Origin of the sequence: Methylobacterium phyllosphaerae (genome assembly GCF_001936175.1) — a bacterium.
GTDB classification, from domain to species: Bacteria; Pseudomonadota; Alphaproteobacteria; order Rhizobiales; family Beijerinckiaceae; genus Methylobacterium; species Methylobacterium fujisawaense.
The window spans coordinates 1522343-1548339 of record NZ_CP015367.1 but is presented as its reverse complement, the minus strand read 5'-3'; the positions used below and the strand labels follow the sequence as shown (position 1 = coordinate 1548339).

Sequence of the window (25997 nt, the reverse complement as noted above, 5' to 3'; positions counted from 1 at the left end):
GCGGGGTATCCGCCGCGGCACCGGCCCTGTCAACGCGCCGCTCCGGCCCCGCGCCACACGGACGCGCGACCGCTGGGCGTATTACCTGCCGAGACTGCCGCCGAACCCGGATTTGAAATTCTTCTGATAAGTGCGCCCTTTCACCGGGTCGGCCTTGTCGACCATCAGAATTTTGACGCGCTCATTGAAGTCTTCCGTGGTCACGGTCTGTGCCCGACCGGTGATCAGAATTCTAGCCATCTTCGCCTCCGCAACATCGCCCAGGGCACAGGATCGCGCGGAGGGTCTGTTTTACTTGGTGTGTGGCCAGCCGATTACAATCGGAGCAGCCTCAGAATTGCCAGGCTTAGGTCAGTGCCCGGGCCGCGGCGCCGGCCGCATCGTCCACACGGTCGATGTCCGGGGCCTCGATGTGCCGGTACCGCGCCTGAATCAGCCCGAAGGCACCGAAAGCCGCGTGGCCCGCCGCGGCGAGCCCGAGCAGCACCCAGCCGTAGGGCTGGGCCCGCAGCAGCGCGAAAGCCTCGGACAGGCCCTTGGCATCCGAGGAGCGCTGGTGCCACGCCGCCGCCACGAGGAACCCGCCGATGATCAGGAAGGCGAGGCCCCGCGCCGCGTAGCCGAACCGGCCGATCGGGCCGGCCCAGCGGTCACGGGCTTGCGGGTCGATGGCGAGTCGGTCGGTGACGTCGCCGCGCCAAGCCTTGCCGAGGAAGCCGAAGCCGCCTCCGACGACCGCGAGGCCGACGAGGGCCACGAGCCAGCGGCCGAAGGGCTTGCTCAGGAGCCACGCGGTCCCGTCATGCACGCCGTCGCCGCCGCTCATGCCCAGGCCGAGGCTGAGCGAGGCCGCGCTGGCGGCGAGACCGAGATAGAGCACGGCGCTGATCAGGTGGGCGCCGCGCACGGCGAGGCCCTTGGCCGAGGTGCCCCGCCGGTCGGCATCCGTGATGCCCTCGACGAGGCGCCAGAGGGCGAATCCGGCGAGACCCAGGGCGATCAGGCCGACGATGGCCGCGCCGAACGGCCCGGCCATCACGGCGCGGAGCGCGTCCTTGCTGTCCCCGGCCCGCCCGCCATGCCCCAGGGCCGCCAGCAAGGCGAGGCCGCCGACCACGATGTAGACGACACCGCGGGCGCCGTAGCCGAAGCGGGCGATGCGCTCGATCGTGTTGCGGCCCCCGGGAAGCGTCCTCATCGGCAGACCTGGGAAGCCGGGATACGGATGTTCGTCACGGGCTGCCTCGATGAGCGACGTCCTGAGCGACGTCCGGTGACGCTGCACCTCGTCAACGCCCGGCGGCCCGCGCGCGATCCGTTGCCGGCGCAGAGTTCCGGCCGCCTACATCGGCGTCCGCTCGGCCCGGCCCGTGAGCGCCACGTAGAAGCCCAGCCCGTCCTGGGCCGGGAGGGTCTGCAGGCGCTCGATCAGGCCGCGGCGCTTCGCGTCGAGGAGCAGGCGGCCGGCCGGCTGGAACAGGGTCTCGCCCCCGCCCTCCGGCGGCGGATCGAGCCGGATCGCCACGGTCTTGCCCTTGGCGAAGCGGCTGCGCTCCAGCATGTCCTTGAGGGAGGCCTCGGCGGTCGCCCGGTTGGCGCCGCGCAGGTCGAGCACCGACTCGGCGTCGGTCACGCCGAGGGAGCCGCGCAGCTTGGCCGCGTAGAAGTCTTCGAAATGGGGCAAGTCTCGGTGCCTTGATGCGTCGCCGTTCGATCAGGTGGGGTGCGGGCGCTCAGAAGGCGAGGCCGCGGTAGATGTCGCGCACCGGCACCGCGCCGTCGAGTTCCGGCAGCGGCACGGTGCCGTCGAGCCCGAGGGCCGCGACGCTCCGGTCGTCCCCCGCGCGCCGCCAGACCTCGACCCGTGCCGCGTCGGAATAGACGATCGGCATCACCGCGAGGCGCGGCACGGTCCGGCAGGTATCGATCTTGCGGCCGCGGTCGAGCCTCATGGTCGCGGGAAGGAGCACCTCGGCGACGAGAAGCGGATCCGTGGCATCGCCCTCCGGCAGGGGCGGCCCGGCCCGCACCACCACATCGGGGACCGTCGCGAAATCGTCCCTCGCGGGGCGGGGGATCCCGAGATCCGGCATGGTGCGGCAGCCCCTGCCGTCCGCGAGATCGCCGATTCGTCGGATCAGGTTGGCGACGATCGCCCGATGCCGCTCCCGCGGCGGCGCCATCAGCACGGGTCCGCCGTCGGGCAGTTCCCGACGCTCGTGCGCGGGCCGGCTCTCCACCCAGAGCCTGAACTCGGACACATCCATCCGCGCGTCGCGCTTCGCGGTCAGAGCCATCGCCGATCCCCGATCCCGACCCGATCGTAGCACCGGGGCGGCCGGCCGCAACAGCGCCGGCTTAGAAGGGCATCCGGGCGCGTCATCGTCGATCGCGGCGCTGCGGATCCGGGATCCGGATAGGCGCCGCCGCCCCGTTCTCGGGCCATCGCGTCGAGACTTCAGGCGACCGTTGAGAACGATCAGCCGCGCGCGCGACGGCGCCCTCAGCACCGTCGAGGACGTCCCCGCGCCCCTCGTCCGGGCACGGCTTCAGCCATCGCATGTCCTCGGCGACGCCCATGCGCGCGTCGCGCTTCACGGCCAATGCCATAGCGGCCTCCGAGCACGACGCGGAGGCTCGCACGATGCGGCCCTCCAGGGGGCGGACTCAGTCGGCTCCGAGCCGGGCCGTCGCGACGGTCGCGCCGGCGTCCAGGAAGCGCTGCGGATCCACCGGCGCGCCGTCGATGCGGGTCTCGTAATGCAGATGCGCCCCCGTGGAGCGCCCCGTCGAGCCGACCGAGCCGATGACGTCGCCCGCGGCCACGCGCTGCCCCGGGCGCACCCCGATGCGGGCGAGATGGCCGAACCGGGTGGTCAGGCCGTGGCCATGGTCGATCTCGACCATGTTGCCGTACCCGCCCGCAGCCTCGGCGGTGACGACCCGGCCCGGCGCGGTGGCGCGGGCGGGCTCGCCGTACTCCGCCTTCAGGTCCAGCCCGGTATGCAGGGCGAGGCCGCGGGTGAAGGGGTCGAGGCGCGTGCCGAACGGGCTCGACACGATCGAGGCCCCCCGGATCGGACGGGCCAGGGGCAGGGTCGCGGCGACCCGGCGCAGGCGCTCGCCGTCGTCGAGCGTCCGCCGGGCCAGCGCGAGGCCCTCCGCGAAGCCGCTGCCGTCCAGGGCGCGGCCATTCAGGGGGACCAGCGGGCCGCCGAGTCCGGCGGCCGGCACGGCCGCATCGAAGCGGTCGGGATCGAGGCCGGTGCGGCCGATCAGGCCGCGCAGCCCCCGCACCGCGTCCCCGGCCCGGGCGGCCAGTCGGGCGAGGCGCTCGCCCTGGGCCGCCTGCAGGCCGTCGAGCCGGGCCTCCAGCCGGATCAGCCCGGTCTCCGCCTCGCGCGCGCTCCGGCGGGGCAGGGGCTCGATGGCGGACCGCGCCGGAGCCGACCCCTCGGTCGGTCGCAGGAGAAGCCCGTCATAGCCGCCGCTGCGCGGTCCGTCGGACCGGTCGGGCAGGGCGCCGGTGGTGGAGGGCTCGGACAGGGCCTGCCGCTCGAGGTCGCCGAGAGCCGCGGTGCGCCGCTCCAGCTCGGCCTGGCGCTCCAGGGCGGCCGCGACCCGTTCGGCCAATCCCGCCTCGCTGCCCACCCTGTCGCGCCGGTCGCGGTCGAGGTGGTCCTGCAACTCGCCGATGCGCGCCTCGTAGGCGTCGCGCAGGGCGGCCTGCCGGGCGACGAAGCCGGCGAGCACGTCGTCGTGGAACACGATCAGGTAGGAGGCGCCGAGCGCCCAGACCAGCGCCAGGGCGAGGCCGGCGGCAAGCCAGGGGGCCGGCCGGCGCGGCCTGGGAAGCATGTGGAACTTCGGAGGATGCATCGGGACGGCCCCGGGGGAGCCGCCATTCAGACCTCAATAGGGTTAAGGATCCGTCGCGGGCCGGGTCGTCCGGCCGGTTAGGGCAGGGCGCGGGCGGCCGTCAGCACGGCCTCGGCATGCCCCGGGACCTTCACCTTCGGCCAGATCTTCGCGATGCGCCCCGCGCGGTCGACCAGCACGGTGGTGCGCTCCACGCCCATGTACTTGCGCCCATACATGCTCTTCTCGACCCAGACGCCGTAGGCTTCGAGCACGGCCTTGTCCTCGTCGGCGGCGAGCGGGAAGGCGAGTCCGTACTTGCCGCAGAACTTGTCGTGGCTCTTCACCGGGTCCGGCGACAGGCCGACGACCTTGGCGTCCGCCTCCGCGAAGGCCGGCAGGAGACCGTTGAAGTCCTGCGCTTCCAGCGTGCATCCGCTCGTGTCGTCCTTCGGGTAGAAGTAGAGCACGACTTTGTGACCTTTGAGCGCGGACAATCCGACGCGCCCTCCGCCCGAGGCGGGAAGGTCGAAATCGGGGGCAAGATCCCCTTCTGACAGCGGCATCGTGCCTTCCTTTCGGCCGATTGATGATGTGCAACCGATCTCGTGCGCGGCCTCAAGCGATTGCGCCGCGCACGTCCGAGCCAAGCCCGGAGTCGCCGCCGCTGTAAAGCGCGGGCGTGCTTCGATCCACCGGCCGCGGTGCCCGAGGGTGCCGCGCGCAGAGCCCCCGGAACAAGGGTCCCGATGGCGGACGAGACAACGTCGGCAGGCAGGCCTCGGGGGCGGGCGCGGCGCGTGGGTGGCTTCTGCCTCGTGAGCGCCCTCGCGCTGGTGCTGCTCCTCGGCGCCGGTGTCGGCCTCGTGGCCCTGCGCCTGTCGAACGGGCCGCTGCAGATCGACGGCCTGTCGCGCCGCGTCGCCGCCGCCGTGGCCGAGCGGATCGGGCCCGGCTGGAGCATCGGGCTGCGCGGCAGCAGCCTGGAGCTCGACCGCGAGAACGCTCTGAGCCTACGCTTCTCCGGCCTCGACATCCGCAACCCGCAGGGCGACCTCGTGGTGCGTGCGCCCCTGGCGCTCGTCAGCCTCGACCTCTGGGGACTCCTGCGGCTCAACGTGCAGCCGCGCTCGATCGAGTTCCGCGAGACGCAGACCACCGCGCTGCTGCACCGGGACGGCTCCATCGCCTTCGCGGCCTCGGAGGCCAACCACCCGGTCGATATCGCGCCGCACACGCCGCCGAGCGTGGACGGGGTGCGCGGCACCGTCTCGCCGCTCTCGGCCGCGATCGCGTCGATCTTCGGTGTCGTCCTCGATTCGGGCGGCGTGGTCGGCGCCCTCGACCGCGCCCGCGTCACCGACGCGCGCCTGCGGCTGATCGACGAGGACGGCCACGAGCGCGCGGTCTTCGCGCGGGTCAACGGCCTGTTCGGGCGCGATCCGGTCAACGGGACCCGGAACTTCGAATTGCGGCTCGACGGTCCGCACGGCGAGTGGCGCTTCGGCGGCACGCTGCGCGACGGCGCGGACGGGCAGGAGCGCTCGGGCGTCATCACCCTCGACGACCTGCCGGTCACGGATCTCCTGCTGCTCTCGGGCCAGTCCGGCATGCCGCTGACCACGGACCTGAAGGTCTCGGCTCGCGCCGACGTGAGCCTGACGGCCGGCCGCATCCGGACCATGAACGCCAAGCTCCATACCGGCGACGGCACGTTCCTGATCGAGGAGAAGGACTTCAACCCCGTCACCGTCGAGAGCCTCGACGCGTCCCTGGACTGGGACGAGGCCAACCGGGTCATGTCGCTCACCGGCCTGGATTATCGCGGGGCCGGCAACGCCGTGCACCTCACGGGGACGTGGAAGGGCAACCCCGCCGACGCGAGCATGGCCTGGACCGCGACCCTCGCGAGCCGCGACGCGATCTTACGCGGGGCGACCCCGCAGGACCCGCCGGTGAAGATCGACGCCCTGGACGCGCAGCTCTCCGGCCGCGACGGCGGGATCGCCATCGACGCGCTCACCCTGTCGGGCCCCGGCGTGAAGGGCTCGATCACCGGCACGATCGGCACCACCGCCGACGACGGCGGCCTGACGCTCCACCTCGCCGGCCACGATGGCGAGGTCCGCACCGGGCTGCGGCTCTGGCCGGAGCACATCGCGCCGCCGGCCCGCACCTACCTGGTGGACCAGCTCCGCCGGGGCCGGGTCGATTCCGTCGACATCAAGGTGAAGATGTCGGGCTCGGTCCTGGCCGCCGCGACCCGGGGCGACCCGGCCCCGGACGACGCGGTCCATATCGACTTCCACGTCTCGGACGCGGCCATCGACGTCACCGCCGACGCTCCGCCGGTCACCAAGGGCAACGTCACCGGCGTCATCACCGGACGCTCGACCACGGTGCGCAACGTGACCGCCGAGGTCCACGGGCCGGACGGGCGCGGGCTCGCCATCACGGACGGCAGCTTCGTCATCCCGCAGATCACGCCGGACCGGGTCGTGGCGCAGATCGGGATGCGGCTCTCCGGCGGCGCCGACGGCATGGCCTCCGTGCTCCAGGCCAAGCTGTTCAAGAGCGTGATGAGCGTCGACCTCGACCCCGCCACGATCAAGGGCAGCGCCGACCTGCGCGTCGACTTCCCCCTCGATCTCAAGCACATCCCCGATCTGCCGGACCTGCCGGTGACGCTGATCGGCACGCTCGCCGACCTCTCGGTCGACAAGGTGATGGGCCGGGACAGGCTCGAGTCCGGCAAGTTCAACCTCGCCTACGACCGGGGTGCCTTCACGCTGAAGGGTGACGGCCGGGTCGCGGGCGCCCCCATGTCGGTCGACCTGCGCCAGCCGAAGGTCGGGCAGCCCGGCGAGGCGGTGGTCAACGTCTCGCTCGACGAGGCGGTCCGCGGCCGCAAGGGCCTGCCGACCGCGCCGCAGCTCACCGGCACGATCCCGGTCCGCGCGGTGGTGCCGATCGGCCGGCCGGGATCCGGCAAGCCACCGATCCGGGTCGAGGCGGATCTGGCCAAGGCCGGGATCGACGGGCTGATCCCGGGGCTCACGAAGCCCGCGGGCAAGCCGGGGCGGCTCAGCTTCACCCTCGTCGACAGCGGCCAGAGCTTCGACCTGCGCGACTTCGCCCTCGACGCGGCCCCCGCGAGCGCGCGCGGCACCGTCTCGATCACGCCCGAGGGCGGCCTGGAGCGGGCGGATCTCACCAACGTCAAGCTCTCCCCCGGCGACGACCTGCGCGTGAGCCTCGACCGGACCGGCGGCGGCTACAAGGTCGTGGTCCGGGGCGCGGTGGTCGATGCAAGGCCGTTCCTGAAATCCCTGGGCGCCCCCGATCCCAAGGGCGGCCGGGAGGCGAAGGACGCGAACCCGAAGGATGTCGATGCCGACATCCAGGTTCCCATCGTCACCGGCTTCAACGAGGAGGCCCTGACCGGCGCCAACCTGAAGCTCGCCCTGCACGGGAAGACCCTGCGGGCCGCCACCATCACCGGGCGGTTCCGCGCCGCGCCCTTCGCCGCCACGGTCACCCGCGGCGAGCGCGGCGTGCCGACGCTCGCGGTGGACTCGGCCGATGCCGGCGCGACGCTGCGGTTCGTCGACGTGTACCGGCGCATGTATGGCGGCCGGCTCAATGCCGGGATCGGCCTCAACGACGGTCCGCAATCCGGCGTCGTGCAGATCCGCGACTTCATCCTGCGCAACGAGCCGGCGCTGTCGAGCATCATGGCGCAGGGCCCGGAGCCGACCGACACGGAGACGGCCCGCGGCCGCCGGGTCGCCCCGGGCCGGGGGGCGGGCGACGTCAGCTTCGATCGTATGCGCGCAAACTTCGTGCGCACCGGCACCCGCGTCGATTTCAGCGACGCGGCGATCTCGAACGCCGCCATGGGCTTCACCCTGTCGGGCTGGCTCGATACCGGCCGCGAGCGCACCGACATGACCGGCACCTTCGTGCCGCTCTACGGCCTGAACAACGTGGCCTCGCAGCTGCCCCTGCTCGGGCCGCTGCTGGGCGGCGGCCACAACGAGGGCCTGTTCGCGGTCAATTTCCGCGTCTCCGGCAAGCTCGCCTCGCCGGACGTGAGCGTGAACCCGCTCTCGGCGATCGCCCCGGGCTTCCTGCGCAAGCTGTTCAGCGCCGGCGGCGGCCCCTTCGCGGACGGGATGCAGGGGGTCCCGCAGCAATAGGGCGGGCAGCCCGGAAGAGCCGCCCGCCCCAGTCTCACGCGCGGATGATATCCGCGATCACGGCCGGTGCCGCCGCGTCGAAGCCGACCACGTCGAGCATGCCAGGATCCGCCGGGTCGGCGATGCTGAAGCCGTTGGAGACCAGCCCCACGACCACCAGCTTCGCCGGGATCCCGGTTTTCTCCCGGTACGCCCGCAGGGCCTGGACCGGGTGGACCGGCCCCGCCCAGGTCTCCGAGTCCGTGTAGACCACGAACGCGTCGGCCTTCACGCCCCGCTCCAGCGCCCAGCGCATCGGCAGGGCGCAGTCGGTGGCGCCGAACGGCAGGTCGGCGGTCGCCCGCACCGCCTGATCGAGCCGCATCGACGGGCCGATCGCCAGGGGCGTCAGACCGTCGGTGAAGCCGAGCACCTGCCAGTGCTCCTCGGTCGCCGCGGTGACGAGCGCCATCGCGGCGGCCGCCTCCCGGGCCGTGAGCGTCGAGCCCGCGACCGTGCTGGCGCCCATCGAACCCGAGACGTCCAGCGCCAGCACGAGGCGCCGGCCCGTGGGCTCCACCGCGCTGAACGCCGTGTAGAACGCGGCGTTCAGCGCCTCGACGATCGCGGCCACCGGCTCCCAGGCGAGCGTGCCCCGCTGACCGCGCCCGGAGGCGTAGGTCTTGAGGGCGAGCAGCAGCGCCATCGGGTGGAGGCGCGCCCGGAGGATGCGCTCCCGGTCCGACAGGACCGACCGGACATGCTCGGTGCCCTCCGAGAAGGGCGCGAGCACCCCCGCGGCCGTGAGGCGGCCGAGCTGGCGCACGAGGGCTCCGACCGGCATCCGCTCGATCAGGGCCTCGTTCACCGCGCGGCTGCCCATCAGCCCGGTCGGCAGCGCCTCCCAGGGCAGGCCGTGCGAGCGCACCAGGGCGGCGGCCACCGCCCCGTCGATGCCCTCCACCTGCACCTGCGCGAAGGCGTGGACGATCCCGGGGGCGGCCTCGGTCACGGTGCCGCGGCAGATCCAGTCGAACAGCGCCTTCCGGGCGGGCTCCTCCGTCTCCGGATGGGCCAGCCGCAGCAGGTCGCGGTGCGACCAGCCCTGACGGGCCCGGTACTTCACCGCCTGGAAGGCCAGGGCCTCCACGGGCTTGGCGCAGTACCAGCCGCCGACGGCCCGGCGCAGGCCCCGGCCCCAGCCGCGCATCGCCTCGACGGACGCGGCGAACTGGAACAGGTGCGTGCCGGTGCGGCAGACCCGGGGCAGGGCCGCGAGCGCCGCGCGCCGGGTCGCCAGATCCGCCGAAGCGGCCGCCAGCGCCAGGGCGAAGATCGCCGGATCCTGCTTCGGAGCCCGGCCGCCCTCGCTCACCGCCACGATGGCGGCGACCGCGCGGGCGCCGTCCTGCGCGATGCACCGCTGCACGGAAGCCGCGTTCTCGGCGGTCAGGGCGCGCGGGCTCGCGTAGTACGAGCCGCCCTCGGAGCCGAGCACCAGGAAGCGGTCGAACCGCGCCCAGTCGCCGACCGCGAAGGCGTGGCCCCCGGCTGCGTTCGGCACCGTGCCGAGGATCGGCTCCGCCTGCGGGGTGGCTCGGAGCCGGAACATCTGTGCAAGCTTCGTCATGGCGGGCTCCTCTCTGTCTCTCCTCTCTCCATCGCGGCCGATCGCCGGCCGGTGGCGCGTTTCGGCGCGCGCGGACGACACGAGAGACCGGCCGCCCGGCAGCGCGTCGTCCTCCGCCGCTGCCGGGCGGCCGGTCTCTCGTGTCGTCGGGGGCGGGTTTCCGTCCGGCTGCGGGCGTGGCGGCGACGAAGGGCTTGTCCGATGCTCTGCTTGAGCGACGGGCCTGACGGCCCGGCGGGACTTGCACCCGCACCCCTCGGATCCCGAGAACCTTCGTCTTCCGGCCCGCGTCCGGGCGATGCAGTCGTGGCGTGAGGAACGGTGTCTGGGCGCTCTATCCGGGCTGAGCTACGGGCCTCGCGGCCCGGCGGGATTCGAACCCGCGACCTCCTCCTGCGTCAGGATAACCGTTCCTCTCCGGCCCGCATCGTCGGTCGGGATCCGCGCACGGTCGGCTCCACGGTCGTCTCGCGGGGCCCTGCGGTCGTGGTGTCGGGGACGGGCATGAGCTCCGGCGACCTCGCGGCCCCCGGCGGGGATCGAACCCGCAACCTCCGCGGGACAAGCCCGCGGCGCTCTACCGATGATAACCGTCCCCTGCCGGCCCGCAGGGTCCTCGAGACGCGCGTGGGAACCGCGTCGGCGGCGCCGGGCTCCGCCCGGACGCGCTCAGCCTCTCGGGCCGAGAGCCCCGCGATACGACCGTAACGGTCGCATCAGCCCGGGACGGGCGAACGCCGCGACGCCGATTCCGTCGTGCTGTTTCATGCCAGGCTCCGTCCGAACGGGGCTGCGGGTGACGCGGGCGTGTCGATGAGGCTCGGGGGGATCCGTGACAGGGATAACCGAGCGTCTCCGGCCCGCGCCGGTGAATGTCAGGGGCCTGCCGGTCATGTCCGATCGAGGCGGACTGGGCGTTTCACCCCCGCGGCTCGCCGGCCGCGGACGTCCCAAGGGTGCGATAACCTCGGATCACCGGCCCGGCAGGCCGATGGCGGGGTGGATACGGCCGCGCTCGACCTGCGTCAACCGGAAACTTGAAAATTCTTTCAGTTCGGGCGATGCCGGAGCCATGATCACTGCCGCCCAGATCCGCGCCGGCCGCGGACTTCTCAAATGGACGCAAGGGGTTCTCGCGAGCCGCGCCGCGGTCTCCGTCGTCACCCTGAACATGATCGAGAGCGAACAGGTCCAGCCCCGCAACCGGACCCTCGCGGCGATCCGCACGGTCCTCGAAGGGGCGGGCATCCGCTTCGTCGGCGACGATCAGGAGGGATACGGGGCGATCCTGCGCCCCGCCCCCGCGACCGGATCCGGGGACGGGCCGGCACAGAAAAGCCCGGCGCGGCGGACCGCACCGGGCTGAACCCGAAACCGACCTGCGCGGCGGGCTACTTCTCCACGAACGCCTTCTCGATCACGTAGTGACCGGCCTCGCCGTGGTTGCCCTCCTCGTAGCCGCGGCCCGAGAGCAGCTCGCGCGTGTCGCGGATCATGTCGGGGCTGCCGCACAGCATGAACCGGTCGTTCTCGATCGACATGTCCGGCAGGCCGATATCCTCGAACAGCTTGCCCGAGACCATGAGGTCGGTGATCCGGCCGCGATTGCGGAACGGCTCGCGGGTCACGGTCGGGTAGTAGATCAGCTGGTTCGAGATCATCTCCCCCAGGAATTCATGCTTGGGCAGCGTCTCGGTGATGGTCTCGCCGTAGGCGAGTTCCTGCACCTGCCGGCAGCCATGGACCAGCACGACCTTCTCGAAGCGCTCGTAAGCCTCCGGATCCTTGATGATCGACAGGAACGGCGCGAGCCCCGTGCCGGTGCCGAGCAGATAGAGGTTCTTGCCCGGCAGGAGGTTGTCGAGCACGAGGGTGCCGGTGGGCTTCTTGCCGACGATGATCGGGTCGCCGACCTTGAGGTGCTGGAGCTTCGAGGTCAGCGGGCCGTCCTGGACCTTGATCGAGAAGAACTCCAGTTCCTCCTCGTAATTGGCCGAGACCACGGAATAGGCGCGCAGCAGCGGCCGGCCCTCGACCTCCAGGCCGATCATGGTGAACTCGCCGTTGCGGAACCGGAACGCCGGGTCGCGGGTCGTGCGGAACGAGAACAGATTGTCGGTCCAGTGGTGGACCGACAGGACGCGCTCCTCGTAGAACTTGCTCATCGACGGATCAGCCCTCGAATCCTCTGATGCTCGGCTCACGGTCCCGACGATTCGGGGGCCGTGGTTCGGCGGATCCCCGCCGCCCCGCTCGGGCGGGGGTGGATCCTCGACGAGAGAGCCCGCCCGGATCCGGATGACACACGCGCGCTGCTTCTTTCGCAGTTGCAGCACGCCCGTCAAGGCGCGCCGGGATCACACTCGCGAAAGAAGTGAACGGCCTGGAATCGTTCGAATATTTAGCGTCTTCGCGGAAGGTCTGCAGCACCGCTCCGGACATGGGAGGGTTGCCGCCCGCCGGGCCTCGCGCGGCGCGATCAGCCGGCGGTTCCGGGGTGGAGCGGCTTCAATCCCGCCTCGATCTCGGCCCGGCGCGGCTCAAGGAAGGGCGGCAGGGCGAGGCGGTCGCCCAGGGTCTCCAGCGGCTCGTCCGCGGTGAAGCCGGGCCCATCCGTGGCGATCTCGAACAGGATGCCGTTGGGCTCGCGGAAGTAGAGGCTGCGGAAGTAGTAGCGGTCCACCGGCCCGCTGGTCGGAACCCGGGCGGCCTTGAGCCGGTCGGCCCAGCCGCCGTAATCCGCATCCGGGATGCGGAAGGCGACGTGGTGAACCGCGCCCGCGCCCTGGCGGGCCGGCGCGGACCGATCGGCCAGGAGCTGGACCTCCGCGGCCGGGCCGCCGGGCCCCATGGCGTAGACCGCCACCGGCCCGTCGCCCGTCTCGAAGACGCGGTCCCGACGCATGCCGAGCACCTCGGTCAGCACCGCGGCGGTGCGGGCCGGGTCCGGCACCGAGAGCCGGATCGGGCCGAGGCCGCGGATCTGGTAGGCCGCCGGCACCGGCGAGCCGTCCCAGGGATGCTCCGGCCCGGTCCCGCCGTCATCGACCAGGGCGAGGCGCTGACCCTCCGGATCCTCGAAGTCGAGGGTGAGGCGCCCGTCGCGCAGGGCGGGCTCGGCCTCGACGAACCCGGCCTCGCGCAGCCGGGCGTGCCACCAGGCCACTGCGCCTTCGCCGGGCACACGCAGATGCGTGCGGGTGATGCTGTTGGAGCCCCGCCGCTCCGGGGGCGCCGGCCAGTCGAAGAAGGTGATGTCCGTGCCGGGGCTCGCCAGCCCGTCCGCGTAGAACAGGTGGTAGGCCGAGACGTCATCCTGATTCACCGTCTTCTTGACGAGGCGCAGGCCCAGCGTCCCGGTGTAGAAGGCGACGTTCTCGGCCGCGCGGGCGGTCACCGCCGTGAGGTGATGGAGGCCGGTGAGGTGCATGTCGATCCGGGGGTTGACGCCGATGCGTCTCAGGTAGGGATCCCCGCCGGCACTGCGAGCACCGAGGCTTCCGGGCCGATCGACATCGCGTCGGAAGGCGCCTCGTCCGGGCGCAATCCGGTCCGGAGATGCCGACGCCGTGCGCGGGGACTGGGACAGGTCTTCCAGCCAGCCGTGCGGGCCCTGGACAGCACCTGCGAGGCTGAACGATCGACGATCGTTCAGCCTCCAGGATGAAGGGTTGGAGCGGACGGCCTCGCGGTCGACCGCCTCGATGGTCCGCTCCGAAAGCTCAGAGCCCGACCGGACGGCCGGCGGCGACCACCAGCATCTTGCCGTCCGCGAAGGTGCGGGCGGCGGCCCGGCGGATATCCGCCTGGGTCACGGCCGAGACCATGGCGTTGCGGCGGGCGATGTAGTCCATGCCGAGCTCCTCGAAGGCGATCTGCACCAGCTGGTGGGCGATCTTGGTCGAGGTGTCGAAGCCCAGGGCGTAGGAGCCGGTGAGGTAGTCCTTGGCCTTCTGCAATTCGTCGTCGTCCGGCCCGTCGGTGATGAGCCGGCCGATCTCGTCGCCGATCACCGACAGCGCCTCGCCGACGCGCTCGTTCTTGGTGGCGGTGTAGCCCCAGGTCATCGCGGCGGACCGGTGGCTGACCAGGGAGGTCCCCACCGAGTAGGCCAGCCCGCGCTTCTCGCGCACCTCCTGGAACAGGCGGGACGTGAAGGCGCCGCCCCCGAGGATGTGGTTCAGCACGTAGGCCGGGATGAAATCCGGGTCCCGCCAGGGCACGCCGGCCATGCCGAACCGGATCACCGACTGGGGCACGTCGAGGTCGACGACGATGCGGCGGCCGAGATCCTGGACCTCGGTCCGCGGGACCGCCTTCAGCGCCCCGGCCTCGGGGAGCGCCCCGAAGGCGCGGTTCAGACCCTCGGCGAGTTGCTCCGCCCCGATGGCGCCGACGGCCGCGACCTTGACCCGGCCGCGCCCGATGATGCGGGCATGCATCTCCAGCAGGTCCTCGCGGGTGATCGCCGCGACGCTCTCCACGGTGCCGGAGGAGGGTCGAGCGTAGGGGTGGCCGGCGAAGGCCTCCTTGAAGAAGCGCCGCGAGGCCAGGACGCCCGGATCGTTCTGCTGGTAGCGCAGGCCGGCGATGATCTGGGCCCGAACCCGCTCGATCGCGTCCGGATCGAAGCGGGGCTTGGCCAGCGCCAGGGCGAGGAGGGCGATGCCCTCGTCGGCATGCTTGACCAGCATCTTCAGCGAGCCGCCGACCGCGTCGGCGCCGGCATGGAAGGACAGTTCGATGGCCCGGGCGGCCAGCCGCTCCTGGAACAGGTCGGAGGTGAGGTCGCCCGCCCCTTCATCGAGGAGCCGCGCCAGCATCTGGGCGCAGCCGGCCTTGCCCGCCGGGTCCTGCGCGGCGCCGCCCTCGAAGGTGAAGGCGAGGGCGATCATCGGCACCACCGGCGATTCGACGTGCCACGCCTCGATGCCGGGGGCGGTCGTCACCGGCAGCGCCGTCGTGGGCGACGTGGCGGCGGGGGCGGCGGTCTCGACCAGAGTCTCGGCCAAGCTCATGGGAACCTCTTGTCTCTTTCTCGGGCGACGGCGGAGCGGGCCAAGGCTCCCGTTCGGCACACGCCCCGTGCCGGCCCTCCGAGGGCCGGGCGGGACGCGCCCGGGGCTACTCGGCGGCCATCGCGACCGGGGCGTCCGGATCCTGCGCCTTGGTCAGGTAGCCGGTCACCGAGCGGGCCGGCGTCAGCCAGCGCTCGGCGGCGGTCTTGAGGCGGTCCTGCGTCACCCCCTCGATATCGGTCGGCCAGCGGCGGACCTCCTCGATGGTCTCGCCGATCGCGAGCGCAGACCCGTAGATGCGCGCCAGCGACGACTGGCTGTCGGAGGAGTACACGGTCTCGGCCACGAGGCGGGTCTTGGCCCGCTCGATCGCCTCGGCGTCCAGGGCCTCGGCGGGCGCGCGGCGCAGCACCTTGTCGACGGCCTCCTCCAGCTTCTCCAGCGGCACGCCCTCGGCGGGCACCGCGTAAACGGAGAAGCGGGTGTCGTCGATCGCCGAGCCCATGTACCAGGCGCCGGCATTCACCGCGAGGCCGCTTTCCATGACCAGCTTGCGGTAGAGGTAGGAGGTCGAGCCGCCGCCCAGCACCTCGGCGAGGAGTTCCAGGTCGTGGCAGCCGCCGTCGCGGGCGGTGATGCAGGAGGGCGTGAGGTAGAGCCGCTGCAGGGTCGGCTGCTCCACCTTCGGGTCGGCCACGGCGACGCGGCGCAGCGCCTTCGGCTCCGGCTCCCGCGCCCGCAGGCGCTCCGGCCGGGCGCCCTGGGGCGTCACGCGGCCGTAGGTGTCCTCGGCGAGGCGACGCACCTCGTCCGGGGTGACGTCGCCCGCGACCACCAGGATGGCGTTCTCGGGGGTGTAGAAGCGCTTGTAGTAGGCGAGCGCATGCTCGCGGTTCAGTCCCTCGATCTCGTGCATCCAGCCGATGATCGGGATGCCGTAGGGATGGTGCACGAACAGGCCGGCGGCCATCGCCTCGGAGAGCTGCGCGGAGGGGTCGGTCTCGACCCGCATGCGGCGCTCCTCCAGCACCACGTCGCGCTCGGGCGCCACGACGGCATCGTCGAGGACGAGGCCGCTCATCCGGTCCGCCTCGAACGCCATCATGGTGCCGAGATGATCCCGGGCGACCCGCTGGAAATAGGCCGTGTAGTCGTAGCTGGTGAAGGCGTTCTCCTGGCCGCCCAGGCCCGACACCGCCTTGGAGAAGGCCCCGACGGGGTGCTTCTCGGTGCCCTTGAACATCAGGTGCTCGAGGAAGTGGGCGATGCCCGACTGGCCGAGGGGATCATCGGCTGAGCCGTTGCGGTACCAGATCATGTGGGTGGCGACGGGGGCCCGGTGGTCGGGGACGACCACCACGTCGAGGCCGTTGTCGAGGGTGAAGGCCGTCACTTCCGGTCCGCCCGCCTCGGAACGCCCGAACGGCGCGGCCTCGCCCCGGCCGGCGCTGCCGCCGAAGGACGAACCCGGACGCAGCGGGAAGAGGTGGGGCGTCGCCTTCCTGAACAGGTGCATTCCGCTTTCCTTCTGCCGGCCCCGGATCGAAGCGTTCCACGACAGGACGCGTTCGTGGTTCGGGGCCGTCCTGGTCTCCGGTGGGCAAGAGCCGTACCGGGACGATCATCTCATGTTGCCATGCCGCGTCGTCGTTGCAACGGCGACACGGCGCCCCCGTCACTGCTGCGCGCGCTTCCGGAGATACGCGCCGGGATCCGCCTCTTCGCGTTCGCGGCTGGCGTTGTTGATCGGGTCGCTCGACGGCGGGCGGGCCAGCTTCTTGGGCGACTGGCGGTATCCGGTCGGCGGATCCGTGAGCGTGTCGCGGCTCGGCTCGATGTCGGACGGCTCGGCATTGGCGCTCTTGCCCTTCAGGAGCTCGAAGGGGCTGAGCAGGCTGTCGTCGCGGTTGTTGTCGCCGGGCTTCCGCTCGGCCGTGGTCGTGAGGCCCGCCCCGGCGCGGCGGCCGCCGCGCATCTCATCCACGGAGAGCGTCGCGTTGTTGTCGTCGTAGCGGCCCTGGGCCTGGGCGCCCCTGGGATTACGCCGCTCCACGGCGGCGCGCTCGCGCTCGACGATCTCGGGATCCTTCGGCCACGCGGTGCTGGTGGAGCGCGCCCGGGGCTGGGGCAGGGCCTTGCCGTCGATCTTGGGCGGCATCACCAGCGGCGGGCGCTCGTGATAGTCGATCGGATCCTGGCGCTTCTCCAAGAGGCCGATGCCCGACAGCGCGTCGCGCATGAATTCGCCGCGCTCCTGCGCCTGCGCGGTGCCGGCGCAGAGCGGGGCCAGGACGACCGCGGCGGAGAGGAGGGGACGAAGCCTGCTATGCCCGGTCATGCTGCCTCACGGGTTCCGGACGGAGCGTCCGGCTCTGGGATGACCGCGGCGCGGCCTGATCCGACGGGTTCCGGCCTGAGACCGGTTTCCGGCGATCGTATGGCGCCTTGGCCACGTTGCGCCAGGGCAGGCATGCAGGTGGACCTGTGTGTTGCGCGGATCACAGGCGCGGCGCGGGGTCGCCCTGCGACGGAAGCGGCCGCTCCTTGCGGCTGTCCGGGGACAGGCTGTCGAGGATCAGGCCGATCACGCCGGCCACGATCGCCGCATCGGCGACGTTGAACACGTACCAGGACCAGCCGCCGGCATGCAGATGGACGAAGTCGAACACCGCCCCGTAGGCGGCCCGGTCGATGGCGTTGCCGAGCGCCCCGCCGACGATGAGCCCCAGGGCGACGCCGAGGAGCCGCGAGCCGGCCCGGCGCATCCAGATCCCGAGGCCGATCGCGGCGGCGAGCGACAGGACCACGAGGAGCCAGCGCCCGATCCCGCCCTCCTGCTGGAACAGGCCGTAGGAGACGCCCCGGTTCCAGACCACGACGAAGTCGACGAACGGCGCCAGCCGCCAGGGCTGGGTCAGCACGAGGTCGGTGCCGAAATAGAGGCCGAGCTTGGAGGCCTGGTCGAGGACCAGGGTGAGGAGGAGGGCCAGAAGGCCGGCGCGGAAGGGGGTCACGGGCGCCGACCCCGCGACCCGTGCCGTGCGGGCGCATCGCCCTCTCCCCTCTGCGGGGGAGGGTACCCTGCGCAGCAGCGGGAGAGAGGGGAGCGACGGCGCAGAGAAAGGCTGTGGGCTTCAAGACGGTCGCGCCGCAACCGGAAGCCGGGCTCCCCTCTGCCGACCCTCGCGGACGCGAGGGCCACTCTCCCCCGCAGGGAGGAGAGGGAGAGCACCGTCGCGCGCCTCTTCACGCCGCGCTCGCCTCCGGATGCGCCGCGTCCCACTCGCGCAGGGCCCGGGCGTCGCGGGGGGTCACGTCCGGATAGTCCGGATCGCTGCCAACGCTGGGGCTCACCCGCCAGGAGCGGGCGCATTTGCGCCCCTCGGCCGGGCTCGGCACCACGGCGACGCCGCGGATCTCGTCGAGGCGGAAGGCGTCGGCCGGCCCCTCGCCCGCCACCACGGTGATGTCCGAGGTGATGCAGGTGTCGGCGAAGTCGCAGCCCTCGAGCGCGGCGAGCAACTCGGGATCCGCCACGTAGACGTGCGGGGCCGCCTCCAGGCTCGCGCCGATACGCTTCGCCGCGCGCTCGATCTCCAGGGCGCCGGTCACGACCCGCCGCACCCGCCGGATCTTGTGCCAGCGCTCCGCGAGGGCGGCGTCGAGCCACGCGGCCGGGGTCTCCGGCAGGGTCTGGAGATGCACCGATCCGTCCTCGGACGGGTAGCGGTCGAGCCACGCCTCCTCGGCCGTGAAGGCGAGCACCGGGGCGAGCCAGATCGCCACCCGCCGGAAGGCCTCGTCGATCACCTGCAGCGACGCCCGGCGGCGGACCGAGGAGATCGGGTCGCAGTACAGGGCGTCCTTGCGGACATCGAAGTAGAAGGACGACAGGTCGCCGGTCATGAAGCCGTTGAGCAGCGCCACCACCCGCTTGGTGTCGAAGGCCGCGTAGGCCTCGCGGATCTCGCCGTCGAGCTCGGCGAGCCGGTGCAGGATCAGCCGCTCCAGCTCCGGCATGTCCGCGTAGGCCACGTCGTCGCCCTGAACCCGGTGGGCCAGCGAGCCCAGCATCCACCGCAGCGAGTTGCGCAGCTTCCGGTAGGTCTCCGCGAAGGTCTTGATGATCTCCGGTCCGATGCGCAGGTCGTCGGTGTAGTCGGAGGCGGCGACCCACAGGCGCAGGATGTCGGCCCCCGAATCCTTGATGACGCTCTGCGGCGCGACGACGTTGCCCTTGGACTTCGACATCTTCAGGCCCTTGCCGTCGAGCACGAAGCCGTGGGTCAGGACGATGTCGTAGGGGGCCCGGCCGCGGGTGCCGGCGGATTCGAGCAGCGAGGACTGGAACCAGCCGCGGTGCTGGTCGGAGCCCTCCAGGTACATGACCCGGTCCCGCCCGCCGTCGCGGACGCGCTGGACCCCGGCGAGGCCCGGGAAGGCCTCCGGATCGTCCAGCACGAAGGCGTGGGTCGAGCCCGAATCGAACCAGACGTCGAGGACGTCGGTGACCTTGTCGTAGGCGGCCGGGTCGTGGTCCGGCGCCAGGAAGCGCTGGGCGGCGTCGTCCTGGAACCACGCATCGGCGCCCTCGGCCGCGAAGGCGTCGCGGATGCGGGCGTTGACGCGCTCATCCTTCAGGATCTCGGCCGTCTCCCGGTGTACGAACACGGTGATCGGCACGCCCCAGGCGCGCTGGCGCGAGACCACCCAGTCCGGCCGGTTGGCGACCATGCCGGTGATGCGGTTCTTGCCCTGGGCCGGCACCCACTGGGTGTCGTCGATGCCCTGAAGGGCCACTTCCCGGAGCGTCCGGTCGCCGAGCAAATCCACCGGCCGGTCCATGGCGATGAACCATTGCGGCGTGTTGCGGAAGATCACCGGCTTCTTGGAGCGCCAGGAATGCGGGTATTGGTGGCGCAGCACCCCGCGGGCGATCAGCGCCCCGGCCTCGGTCAGCGCGGCGATGACCGCCTTGTTGGCGTCGCCCTTCTCGCCCTTGGCGGTGAGCACGCGGGTGCCGGTGAAGCCCGGGGCGGCCTCCGTGAGCACGCCGTCCGCATCCACCGTGTAGGGGATGGTCGTGTCGATGCCGCGCTCGCGCAGCGACCGGCCGCTCGCCATCCAGAGCTCGAAATCCTCGCGGCCGTGGCTCGGCGCCGTGTGGACGAAGCCCGTGCCGGACTCGTCCGTGACATGGTCGCCGTCGAGCATCGGCACCGCGAAGCCGTAGCCGCGCTGGGCCAGGGGATGGTCCAGGGTGAGGGCGGCGAGCATCGCCGGGCTCACGTCGCCGACGCGCGCGAACGCCTCGACGCGGGCGGCCTTGAACACGGTCGCGGCCAGGCTGTCGGCGAGGACATAGGTCTGGCCGGGGGTCGCCCAGTTGTCGGCCGGCGCCTCGGTGACCCGATACAGCCCGTAGGCGATCTTCTTGGAGTAGGCGACCGCGCGGTTGCCCGGGATCGTCCAGGGGGTGGTCGTCCAGATCACCACCCGGGCCTGCGCGAGATCACCCTCGGCGCCGGACCGGATCGGAAAAGCACAAAAAATCGTGTCGCTGACGTGCTCCTCGTACTCGACCTCCGCCTCGGCCAGCGCGGTCTTCTCCACCACCGACCACATCACGGGCTTCGAGCCACGATAGAGCTGGCCGCTCATCGAGAACTTCATCAGCTCGTCGGCGATCACCGCCTCGGCCGGGTACGCCATGGTCGCGTAGGGATGGTCCCAGTCGCCGGTGACGCCGAGCCGCTTGAACTCCTCGCGCTGCACGTCGAGCCAGTGGGCCGCGAAGGTCCGGCATTCCTGCCGGAACTCGATCACCGGCACGTCGTCCTTGTTGCGGCCCTTGGCGCGGTACTGCTCCTCGATCTTCCACTCGATCGGCAGGCCGTGGCAGTCCCAGCCCGGGACGTAGTTGGCGTCGAAGCCGAGGGCGGTCTGCGAACGGACCACCACGTCCTTGAGGATCTTGTTGAGCGCCGTGCCGATGTGGATGTTGCCGTTGGCGTAGGGCGGGCCGTCGTGGAGCACGAATTTCGGCCGGCCCTGGCCGCCGGCGCGCAGCTTCCCGTAGAGGTCCATCCGCTTCCAGCGCTCGATGAACAGCGGCTCGCGCACCGGCAGGCCGGCGCGCATCGGGAACTCGGTCTGCGGCAGGAACAGGGTCTTGGAATAGTCGCGGGCGGGCGCGGTCTCGGGGGTCGTCATCGGATCTCGCATCGGCGGTCGGGCCGGCGAAAGGCCGGCGGAATCGGGTCAGGCGGCAGGAGGATCCCGGACCTCCGCGCGGCCGCGCCGAAGCGGGCCCTCAGGCGGAGGCCGGGCCGGTAATTCGGATCGGGCGGCCGAAGCCGCGCAGGGCGCGCGAAGCGTGCATGACCCGTTCTCTATCAGCCGCTCCGGCCCGAGGCCAGCGGCAGCGCGGATCACGCGCCCGTGACCGCGGATGGGACCAATCGGCGCCTGAACCGTTGAACAGGCACATCCTCCGCGCCCCGAGGCGGCGCGGAGACTCCCAGACCGTATGACCGGAGCAGACCCATGAAGAAGCTACTGATCACGACCCTCGCCCTCGCGCCCCTCGCCTTTGCCGGCGCCGCGCAGGCCCAGGGCACGGCCCGCGGCGCCCAGCGGGGTGCCGAGGATGGCGCGGCTGCGGCCGGTCCTGTGGGCGGGGTCGTCGGTGGCGCGGTGGGCGCAGCCACCGGCACGGTCGGCGGCGTGCTCGGCACCGATCCGGATCCGGCCCGGCGTGCGCGCGAGAACCGCCGCGAGGAGCGGATGGAGCGCCAGGAGCGCATGGGCCGCTGACCCGATCCGTCACCGGACCGTCCGGCCGCCTCAGGCGGCCGGACGCGTGTCCCGGCGGATCGTCTCCTGCGCCAGGAGATACAGGCCCGAGCCGACGACGATCATGGCGCCCGCCACGGTCCAGCGGCTCGGAACGTCGCCGAACAGCAGGAAGCCCAGCGTCACCGACCACAGCAGCTGCGTGTAGATGAACGGTGCCAGCACGTTGGCCGGGGCCCGGGCATGGGCCATCACCAGCAGCCAGTGGCCCAGCGTCCCGAACAGCGCGACCCCGAACAGCAGGGCCCAGTGGGTCAGGCTCGCCGGGCTCGTCCAGATCCAGGGCAGGAGCGGGGCCATCAGCGCGAGGCCCGCGAGCCCCGTGTAGAACATGGTCGTGGCGGTCGAATCGTAGGCCGCGAGCTTGCGCGTGATGATCGCGTAGAAGGCGTAGACCACGACGTTGGCGACGCACAGCAGCGCGGCCGGATGCATCCCGCCCACGCCCGGGCGCACGATCACCAGCACCCCCAGGAAGCCGACGCCGATCGCCATAAGCCGCGCCCGCGACGACCACTCGCCGAGCAGCGGCCCGGCGAGCAGCGCCACGGTGAGCGGCGCGGCGAACTGGATCGAGATCGTCTCGGCGAGTTGCAGGTAGCGCAGGGCCAGGAAGTTCAGGGCCGTGGAGGCGAAGAGCAGCAGCGAGCGGACGATCTGCAACGGCAGCCGCCGGCTCTTCACCACGCCCGGCGTGCGCACCGGGTTGATGACCAGGGAGATCATGGCGACGCTGGCCGCGTAGCGCATGAAGGTGGTGACCAGCGGGTCGACGCCGGCCCGCGCCAGGGTCTTGCCGCAGGCATCGAGGCTGGCGAAGAAGGCGACGGCCCCGCACATCAGCGCGATGCCGACGATCCGTCGGCGGCCGGCGAGGTCGACCTCCGGAGCGGCGCGCGGCGCGCCGATGTCATCGGGGACGGAGGTCGCGACCTGCGTGCTCATGCCTGACCCATCTCGGTAGAGGCCGGTTCACTGCCACGCCCGGCGCTTCGCCGGTATCCGCCGGCGCGCAGGGGAACCATGCAGCCCGCACGATCGCCCGGGCCGGGGCGGAGCTCAGCGCTTCACCGCGGCCTTCTCGGCGGAGGCCGTCTTGGTCGCGGTCTTTGCGAGCTTCGGCTTGGGCGGCGTGGCGCCGGCGATCAGGGCGGCCAGATGCGACTGGTCGAGCCCCGGAGCGGCGCGCGCGGCCGCCACCGGAACCGCCGCCGCAGGGGCCGGCACCGAGGCGGGGACCAGCGCGGCGGCCCGCTCGACCCGGCGCGGCTCGATGGAGCCGGTCACGGTCGGTTCGGCCGGGCGCGCCGTCGCGGTGGCGGGCGCGGCGGACTCGCGCTGCACGCGCAAGGTCCAGTGGGCGGCGGTGGAGAGCGCGGCGATGCCGAGGATCGCCTTGATGCCGCTGGTGAGCAGGGCTCGCATGGTCGTCAGGCCCGAGAGAACGCGGTTACGCGGAACCGGATCCCCGGCCCGGACGCATCATCGCGCGGGAGCGTGAACGAAGCCGCAACCGTCGCGTTCGGGCCTGTCCCGGAACGGGTCAGATCGCGGCGTCGGGACGGCTCCGGCGCTCGGTCGACGGGGAATCTTGTGGGCCTTGCGCCGAACCCGCGGTTCCTGTTCCCCGCGCTCCCGACACTCCTGCAGCGACTCGGCCCACTGAGCCTCACAGGAACGGTCCAGAGAACTGGTCCGGACCGCCCCGTCACTGCCGACCCCGCTGCCATGCAGGCCCGAGCGGGCTCGCGAAACCTTCAGGCGCATCGGCCGCTGGGGACAGCCCGTGTAGAGGGTGACAGCCGAGCCGGCAACAGAGGCGGGACCGTTTCGGTGGCCCGCGCGGCGATCCGCGCGCCGCCGCGGCCGCGGCGAAGCGTATCAGCGGGCCCCGCGGCCGACCGGAGGGCGCCCCCGAGAGCGCGGGCAAGAGCGCGGGCGCGAGCCCCGTCACGCCGAGCGCGGACCGGGGTCCGCGCCCGGGAAGGATCGCCCGGAGGGCCCTACCGCAGCGAGCCGCAGAAGCGCTGGATACGCCGGCAGGCCTCCTCCAGCACCGCGTTCGACGTCGCGTAGGAGATGCGCAGGTTCGGGCCGAGCCCGAAGGCCGAGCCATGCACCGCGGCCACGCCCTCGGCCTGGAGCAGCTCCATGACGAAGTCCTCGTCGGTCTCGATGGTCTTGCCGGCCTCCGTCTTCTTGCCGATCAGCGCCGCGCAGGACGGGTAGACGTAGAACGCGCCCTCGGGCGTCGGGCAGGTCAGGCCGTTGGTCTGGTTGAGCATCGACACGACGAGGTCGCGCCGGCCCTGGAAGGCCGCCCGGAACGTGGCGAGGTGATCCTGAGGGCCGTCGAGGGCAGCGACCGCAGCCCATTGCGCGATCGTGCTGGCGCCGGAGGTCTGCTGGCCCTGGACGAAATCCATCGCCTTGATGAGCGTCTCCGGCCCGGCCGCGTAGCCGATGCGCCAGCCGGTCATGGCGTAGCCCTTCGAGACGCCGTTCATGGTCAGCGTCCGCTCGACGAGCTCCGGCTCGACCTGGGCCGGGGTGACGAATTCGAAATCGCCGTAGGTCAGGTGCTCGTAGATGTCGTCGGTGAGGATGTGCACGTCCGGATAGCGGAGCAGCACGTCGGTCAGCGCCTTCATCTCGGCGCGGGAATAGGCGGCCCCAGACGGGTTCGAGGGCGAGTTGAGGACGATCCACTTGGTCTTCGGCGTCAGGACCCGGTCGAGCTCCTCGGGCTGGAGCTTGAAGCCGTTGGCCATGTCGGTGTCGGCGAAGACCGGCGTGCCGCCGCACAGGCCGACCATCTCCGGGTAGGACACCCAGTAGGGGCGGGGGATCACCACCTCGTCGCCGGGGTTCAGGGTGGCGAGGAAGGCGTTGTACAGCACCTGCTTGCCGCCCGTGCCCACGATGGTCTGCGAGACCTTGTAGTCGAGCCCGTTCTCGCGCTTGAACTTGCGCACGATCGCCTCGCGCAGGGGCACGATGCCGGAGACCGGCGGGTAGCGGGTCTCGTTCCGGTGGATCGCCGCGATGGCGGCCTGCTTGATGTGCTCGGGCGTGTCGAAGTCGGGCTCGCCCACCGACAGGCTGATGACGTCGACGCCGGAGGCCTTCAGGTCCCGGGCCTTCTGGGTCATCACGATGGTCGCGGACGGCTTCACCCGCGAGAGGACGTCGGCGAGGAGAGCCATGGCGTGCGGTGCTCCGGATTGCGTGGGCGAGGAATGCCCGTTCGCCGCCCCTTTTTGCGGCGCGGCGGACCCTAGGCCCGGGACGCTGAGCCGGCAAGGCGGTGCGCGGCACGAAGCCGGATCTCGCGCCGGGCGCGCGGCGCAGGTCTCGCCTGCGCGGCCGCTCTCGCTTTGCGGGATCGTCGTTACCAGATCCTGTCCATGACTCCGCTCTCCGTCCTCGACCTCTCCTTCGTCGGCGCCGATTCGACCCCGGCGCAGGCCCTGCACGACACCCTGGCGCTCGCCCGCCACGTCGACGGCCTCGGCTACCGGCGCTACTGGCTCGCCGAGCACCACGCCCTGCCCAACGTGGCGAGCCCCGCCCCCGAGATCATGATCGGCCAGATCGCCGCCGAGACCCGCAACCTCCGGGTCGGCTCGGGCGGGATCATGCTTCCGAACCACGCGCCGCTGATGGTGGCCGAGCGCTTCCGGGTGCTGGAGGCGCTGTTCCCGGGCCGGATCGATCTGGGTCTCGGGCGCGCGCCCGGCACCGACGGCCTCACCGCCCGGGCGCTGCGCCGCCGGGAGGCGCCGGGGGAGGGCGGCGGGGACGATTTCCTCGACCGCCTGCAGGAGCTCCTGTTCTGGGACGGCGGCTTCCCGGAGGGGCATCCGTTCGCGCGGATCGAGGCGAGCCCCGCGGGGGTGCCGCTGCCGCCGATCTTCCTGCTCGGCTCCTCCGATTACAGCGCTCGCCTCGCCGCCGAGATCGGCTGCGGCTTCGGCTTCGCGCAGCACTTCTCCGGGATGCCCGCGGAGCCGCCGATGCTGGATTACCGGAACCGGTTCCAGCCGACGCGGCTCGGCGCGAAGCCCCACGCGATCCTGGCGGTGGCGGCGATCTGCGCCCCCACGGATGCGGAGGCCGAGCGGCTGGCCTCCAGCGCGCGGCTGGCGACGCTGCGGCGGGAGCGGGGCGAGTACCGGCCGCTGCCGAGCCTCGCCGAGGCGCTGGCCTACCCGTATTCCGACGCCGAGCGGATGCAGATCGCGCGCGGCCGAGACCGCCTGCACGTGGGCGGCCCCGAGACCCTGCGGGCCCGGCTCGCCGACATGGTCCAGCGCACGCAGGCCGACGAGCTGATGGTCGTCACGGCGATCCCCGACCAAGCCGCCCGGCACGAATCCTACGCGCTGCTGGCGCAGGCCTGGGGGCTCGGCGCCGCCTCACAGGCGGCCTGAGCCGTCACCGGCCCCCGCCGCGGGG

The 25997-nt window shown here is 72.1% G+C and carries 22 protein-coding genes and 2 tRNA genes; 4 read left to right on the top strand and 20 right to left on the bottom strand.

Annotated elements, in window-relative coordinates; all coding sequences use genetic code 11:
* Positions 1-81: 81 nt before the first annotated feature.
* From MCBMB27_RS30155 to MCBMB27_RS06735, 7 genes are all read right to left on the bottom strand, one after another.
* Positions 82-240 (bottom strand): hypothetical protein, encoded by a 159-nt coding sequence (locus tag MCBMB27_RS30155; protein ID WP_164706392.1) that lies wholly within the window; start codon positions 238-240, stop codon positions 82-84.
* Between the two features lie 106 nt (positions 241-346).
* Positions 347-1198, bottom strand: coding sequence for a DUF1206 domain-containing protein (locus MCBMB27_RS06755; protein WP_043345966.1), 852 nt, complete (start codon positions 1196-1198; stop codon positions 347-349).
* Between the two features lie 144 nt (positions 1199-1342).
* Positions 1343-1684, bottom strand: a complete 342-nt coding sequence (locus MCBMB27_RS06750) for a hypothetical protein (RefSeq protein WP_043345965.1) — start codon at positions 1682-1684, stop codon at positions 1343-1345.
* A gap of 49 nt (positions 1685-1733) precedes the next feature.
* Positions 1734-2297 (bottom strand): Uma2 family endonuclease, encoded by a 564-nt coding sequence (locus tag MCBMB27_RS06745; protein WP_053608291.1) that lies wholly within the window; start codon positions 2295-2297, stop codon positions 1734-1736.
* 82 nt (positions 2298-2379) lie between these two features.
* A complete protein-coding gene (locus MCBMB27_RS29500) occupies positions 2380-2610 on the bottom strand; it encodes a hypothetical protein (RefSeq protein WP_139231551.1) in 231 nt (76 codons plus the stop codon).
* 57 nt (positions 2611-2667) lie between these two features.
* On the bottom strand, positions 2668-3879 hold the full coding sequence (locus tag MCBMB27_RS06740) for a M23 family metallopeptidase (protein ID WP_053608290.1): 1212 nt from the start codon (positions 3877-3879) through the stop codon (positions 2668-2670).
* 77 nt (positions 3880-3956) lie between these two features.
* Positions 3957-4424 carry a peroxiredoxin gene (locus tag MCBMB27_RS06735; RefSeq protein ID WP_053608289.1) on the bottom strand — a complete coding sequence of 156 codons (468 nt, stop codon included), beginning with the start codon at positions 4422-4424 and terminating at the stop codon, positions 3957-3959.
* 183 nt (positions 4425-4607) lie between these two features.
* Here MCBMB27_RS06735 and MCBMB27_RS06730 point away from each other — a divergent pair, with 183 nt between their 5' ends.
* Positions 4608-8057 (top strand): DUF3971 domain-containing protein, encoded by a 3450-nt coding sequence (locus MCBMB27_RS06730; RefSeq protein ID WP_075380113.1) that lies wholly within the window; start codon positions 4608-4610, stop codon positions 8055-8057.
* A gap of 34 nt (positions 8058-8091) precedes the next feature.
* On the opposite strand, the gene MCBMB27_RS06725 is transcribed toward MCBMB27_RS06730, so the two are convergent.
* The 3 genes from MCBMB27_RS06725 to MCBMB27_RS29490 all read right to left on the bottom strand — a co-directional run bounded on the left by MCBMB27_RS06725 (position 8092) and on the right by MCBMB27_RS29490 (position 10092).
* On the bottom strand, positions 8092-9666 hold the full coding sequence (locus MCBMB27_RS06725; RefSeq protein WP_075380112.1) for a TROVE domain-containing protein: 1575 nt from the start codon (positions 9664-9666) through the stop codon (positions 8092-8094).
* A 226-nt stretch (positions 9667-9892) separates the two neighbouring features.
* Positions 9893-10024, bottom strand: a tRNA-OTHER gene (locus MCBMB27_RS29495).
* Positions 10025-10092 (bottom strand) — tRNA-Ser (locus MCBMB27_RS29490). It lies immediately after the preceding tRNA gene.
* A gap of 646 nt (positions 10093-10738) precedes the next feature.
* Between MCBMB27_RS29490 and MCBMB27_RS06720 the strand changes: the two genes are divergently transcribed.
* Entirely contained in the window at positions 10739-11032 is a 294-nt protein-coding gene (locus MCBMB27_RS06720; RefSeq protein ID WP_043346915.1) for a helix-turn-helix domain-containing protein, read from the top strand.
* A 25-nt stretch (positions 11033-11057) separates the two neighbouring features.
* Here MCBMB27_RS06720 and MCBMB27_RS06715 read toward each other — a convergent pair whose 3' ends face one another.
* The 7 genes from MCBMB27_RS06715 to ileS form a co-directional block, all read right to left on the bottom strand.
* Positions 11058-11831 (bottom strand): ferredoxin--NADP reductase, encoded by a 774-nt coding sequence (locus MCBMB27_RS06715; protein WP_043346916.1) that lies wholly within the window; start codon positions 11829-11831, stop codon positions 11058-11060.
* A gap of 314 nt (positions 11832-12145) precedes the next feature.
* Positions 12146-13096: a ring-cleaving dioxygenase gene (locus MCBMB27_RS06710; protein ID WP_043346919.1), complete on the bottom strand. Its 951-nt coding sequence runs from the start codon at positions 13094-13096 to the stop codon at positions 12146-12148.
* A gap of 292 nt (positions 13097-13388) precedes the next feature.
* On the bottom strand, positions 13389-14684 hold the full coding sequence (locus MCBMB27_RS06705) for a M16 family metallopeptidase (RefSeq protein ID WP_043756983.1): 1296 nt from the start codon (positions 14682-14684) through the stop codon (positions 13389-13391).
* A gap of 106 nt (positions 14685-14790) precedes the next feature.
* Positions 14791-16200, bottom strand: a complete 1410-nt coding sequence (locus MCBMB27_RS06700) for a M16 family metallopeptidase (protein ID WP_043346924.1) — start codon at positions 16198-16200, stop codon at positions 14791-14793.
* Positions 16201-16359: 159 nt separating this feature from the next.
* Complete coding sequence (locus MCBMB27_RS06695; protein ID WP_043346925.1) at positions 16360-17022, bottom strand: hypothetical protein; 663 nt, start codon at positions 17020-17022, stop codon at positions 16360-16362.
* Positions 17023-17182: 160 nt separating this feature from the next.
* Positions 17183-17698, bottom strand: coding sequence for a signal peptidase II (gene lspA / locus MCBMB27_RS06690; protein WP_043386857.1), 516 nt, complete (start codon positions 17696-17698; stop codon positions 17183-17185).
* Between the two features lie 232 nt (positions 17699-17930).
* Positions 17931-20897: an isoleucine--tRNA ligase gene (ileS, locus tag MCBMB27_RS06685; protein WP_075380111.1), complete on the bottom strand. Its 2967-nt coding sequence runs from the start codon at positions 20895-20897 to the stop codon at positions 17931-17933.
* Between the two features lie 333 nt (positions 20898-21230).
* On the opposite strand from ileS, the gene MCBMB27_RS06680 reads away from it, so the two are divergent.
* A complete protein-coding gene (locus MCBMB27_RS06680; RefSeq protein ID WP_043346930.1) occupies positions 21231-21500 on the top strand; it encodes a hypothetical protein in 270 nt (89 codons plus the stop codon).
* 30 nt (positions 21501-21530) lie between these two features.
* On the opposite strand, the gene MCBMB27_RS06675 is transcribed toward MCBMB27_RS06680, so the two are convergent.
* The 3 genes from MCBMB27_RS06675 to MCBMB27_RS06665 all read right to left on the bottom strand — a co-directional run bounded on the left by MCBMB27_RS06675 (position 21531) and on the right by MCBMB27_RS06665 (position 24745).
* Positions 21531-22484 (bottom strand): DMT family transporter, encoded by a 954-nt coding sequence (locus MCBMB27_RS06675; protein WP_075380110.1) that lies wholly within the window; start codon positions 22482-22484, stop codon positions 21531-21533.
* A gap of 114 nt (positions 22485-22598) precedes the next feature.
* Complete coding sequence (locus tag MCBMB27_RS06670) at positions 22599-22964, bottom strand: hypothetical protein (protein WP_075380109.1); 366 nt, start codon at positions 22962-22964, stop codon at positions 22599-22601.
* 578 nt (positions 22965-23542) lie between these two features.
* Complete coding sequence (locus MCBMB27_RS06665; protein ID WP_043756972.1) at positions 23543-24745, bottom strand: pyridoxal phosphate-dependent aminotransferase; 1203 nt, start codon at positions 24743-24745, stop codon at positions 23543-23545.
* A gap of 201 nt (positions 24746-24946) precedes the next feature.
* Between MCBMB27_RS06665 and MCBMB27_RS06660 the strand changes: the two genes are divergently transcribed.
* Positions 24947-25972, top strand: a complete 1026-nt coding sequence (locus MCBMB27_RS06660; RefSeq protein ID WP_043386869.1) for an LLM class flavin-dependent oxidoreductase — start codon at positions 24947-24949, stop codon at positions 25970-25972.
* The last annotated feature ends 25 nt before the right edge of the window (positions 25973-25997 follow it).